The sequence below is a fragment of the Mesorhizobium sp. M2A.F.Ca.ET.037.01.1.1 genome (genome assembly GCF_003998075.1).
Taxonomy (GTDB): Bacteria; Pseudomonadota; Alphaproteobacteria; order Rhizobiales; family Rhizobiaceae; genus Mesorhizobium.
In genome coordinates this window covers 1-2,482 of the sequence record NZ_RZSA01000950.1, presented here as the reverse complement: position 1 = coordinate 2,482, position 2,482 = coordinate 1, and the positions used below count along the sequence as shown (strand labels likewise).

Genomic DNA, 2,482 nt, shown 5'->3' with positions numbered 1-2,482 from the left:
GCGAGAGGCAGGGCGGCCTCAGGGTCGACCTGGAGCAAGCGCAAAGACGCGAGGCTGAGGCCCGCCACAAGTTCGACGAGTTCGCGGCAACCCACGCCAGCGAAACCGCCCATATTGCCGAGCTGATGGCTCAGATCGGCAATCACGAAAAGGAAGAAACCCGGCTGCAGAAGGCGCTGGAGGCAACCCAGGCCAGGCTCGCCGAAACAGCCGAGGCGGCGCGGATCGCCGAAAGCGACAGCGCCGCCGAATTGGCGCGCAGCCAGGCCGAGATGCGTGGTTTGCGCGCCGAAATGCAGGAACTGCAGTCGCGCCTGGACAAGGTCTCGACCGACAATGGCGAAGCCTCGGCCGAAATCACCAGGCTCAAGGGGCAGTTGAACGATGCCGTCACCGAACGCCAGATCGCCGAGGAAAGGCTCGCCGTTCTCAGGGAAGAGAGCGAAGCCGACAAGAAGAATTTGTCGGAGGTCAGCACCAATCTCTCACAGCTTTCGTTGCAGCAGGCGTCCGAGCAGATCCAGCTCGATATCCAGAAGCAGGAATGCGAGGATCTGCACGCCGAGGTCGAAGCGCTCAATGCGCGCATCCGGGAATTGCTGCCTTACGAGCGGCTGCATCGGGTGACCGACGCAAGGTCGCGCAAGGATGCCGCGCCTCAGGCCAACGGGATCATCGCGGAAGCAGCGCGCCCGGCCGCGCGGCGTGTTCCGCGGCGGAACTTGCGAGCCAACGCGGGCTGAGAAAACCGCCGCGCCTGGAACTGCTGTGGCGGGCTACTTGCCCGTCATGCCGTCGGCAAGGTCCTGAGCTTGCTTGAGCAGCGCCGGGAAGGACGGATCGCCGGGCAGACGCTCAGCCATGCAGGCGCGGTAGTCGGCATCGCCCTTTTCCCAGGCGGCGTTGGCGGGATCGGAAGCCTGCGAGTCGTCCTGGTCCGAGCCCTCGTTGCCCTGCTGGGCTTTCTGCGCGGCGGCGTCGGCGGCTGCCCAGATCGAATCGCAGGCCGCGATCTTCGGCACGGCGGGGGAGGCGGGCGCCTCGGCGATCAGCGCTCGGTCACCTTTGACCACCGCCACCACGACATGCTGCTCGTAGATCGGCCCGACATCCTGCGTCCAGCCGCCGAGCCGGGCCACCACCATGTCGGCGCCGTCGGGCTTCTTCAGCGGAAAGTCGAGCGTGCCGGAGAAGGCGGCGTCGCTGCCGATGGCCTGGGTGTAGAAGCTGTCGAGCTTCAGCGCCGCCCCGATATCGGTGGGCAGCTTGAAATCCGCTTCCGCCTCGGTCGATTTGGACTTGAGCCAGCGCTCGGTCAGCCCGCGCGTCGAGACGACGATGCTCGGGCCGTCGTCGCTCTGGGCATAGCGCAGCCCGTCGAGCATGCCATAGCCGATATCGGAGGCGTTGAGGCTTTCGATGTTGTTGGTGCCGGTCGCCGGAAAACCCTTGACCGAAAGCGGGCCGAGAATGGCGGCGAGACGCTGCTTCAGGTCGGCCAGCGCCTTCTCGTTCTGCGCGTCGATGGTTTCGATGGCCGTGTTGGCGCTTACCTGCGCGGTGATGTCGGCAATCGCCTTGTCGCGCGCCGCGATATAATCGTCTTCCGGCGAGGCGGCGAGCGCCGCGCTGCCCGCCAGCGCGAGGAGAAGTGTCAAGACCAGCCGCATGATGTGCCCCGTTTCGCCGAAAACCGTATGCATGTCTTGCAGGCAAGATTGGGCTAAAAAAAGACTTAGGCGCTGCCGCTGAAGCTGCCAATCTCCCCCACAAGGGGGGAGATGCCCGGCAGGGCAGAGGGGGGCGCGAAGGAACGCAAACCATTGAGGTCGTCATCCTAGGGCGAAGCAAGGAGCGAAGCGACGCAGCGCAGACCCTAGGATCCATGCCGTAACGCTAAGGTGTTGCAACGGTTCAGAATTCTGCTCCGCTGCGTCCTCCGGAGAAGGTCACGGCATGGATCCTCGGGTCAAGCCCGAGGATGACGAAGCGCTGGGACGGGCCGATCCAAGTACCGATCCGTCGGCGGGGCAGCGCCCCCTCTGTCCTGCCGGACATCTCCCCCACAAGGGGGGAGATCAGCAGTTCCCGTGCTGCACCTGGCTCAACTGTCCTTGCGCTTGTCGACTTCCGCCTTGCGCAACAGGAACCGCTGGATTTTGCCGCTCGGCGTCTTCGGCAGCTCGCTCACGAACTCGACCTCGCGCGGATAGGAGTGTGCCGAGAGCTGCTTCTTCACATGCTGGGCGAGTTCCTCGGCCAGCGCCTCGCTGCCTTTGTAAGCGGGCGCCAGCACCACGAAGGCCTTGACGATTTCGGTGCGCTGCGGATCGGGCACGCCGACCACCGCCGCCTCGTTGACCGCCGGGTGCTCGATCAGCGCGCTTTCGACATCGAAAGGCCCGATGCGGTAGCCGGAAGAGGTGATGACGTCGTCGGCCCGGCCGATAAAGGAGACCGAGCCGTCCGGCTCGTACTCCAC

The 2,482-nt window shown here is 65.2% G+C and carries 1 protein-coding gene and 2 pseudogenes; 1 reads left to right on the top strand and 2 read right to left on the bottom strand.

What is annotated here, in order from left to right:
• Positions 1–743 (top strand): annotated as a pseudogene (locus EOA27_RS31795) (hypothetical protein); the annotation flags it as partial.
• Between the two features lie 33 nt (positions 744–776).
• Here the strand turns inward: EOA27_RS31795 and EOA27_RS31790 are convergent.
• Both EOA27_RS31790 and EOA27_RS31785 read right to left on the bottom strand, forming a co-directional pair.
• Entirely contained in the window at positions 777–1,658 is an 882-nt protein-coding gene (locus EOA27_RS31790) for a hypothetical protein (protein ID WP_245491221.1), read from the bottom strand.
• A gap of 446 nt (positions 1,659–2,104) precedes the next feature.
• Positions 2,105–2,482, bottom strand: a pseudogene (locus EOA27_RS31785) (AMP-binding protein); the annotation flags it as partial.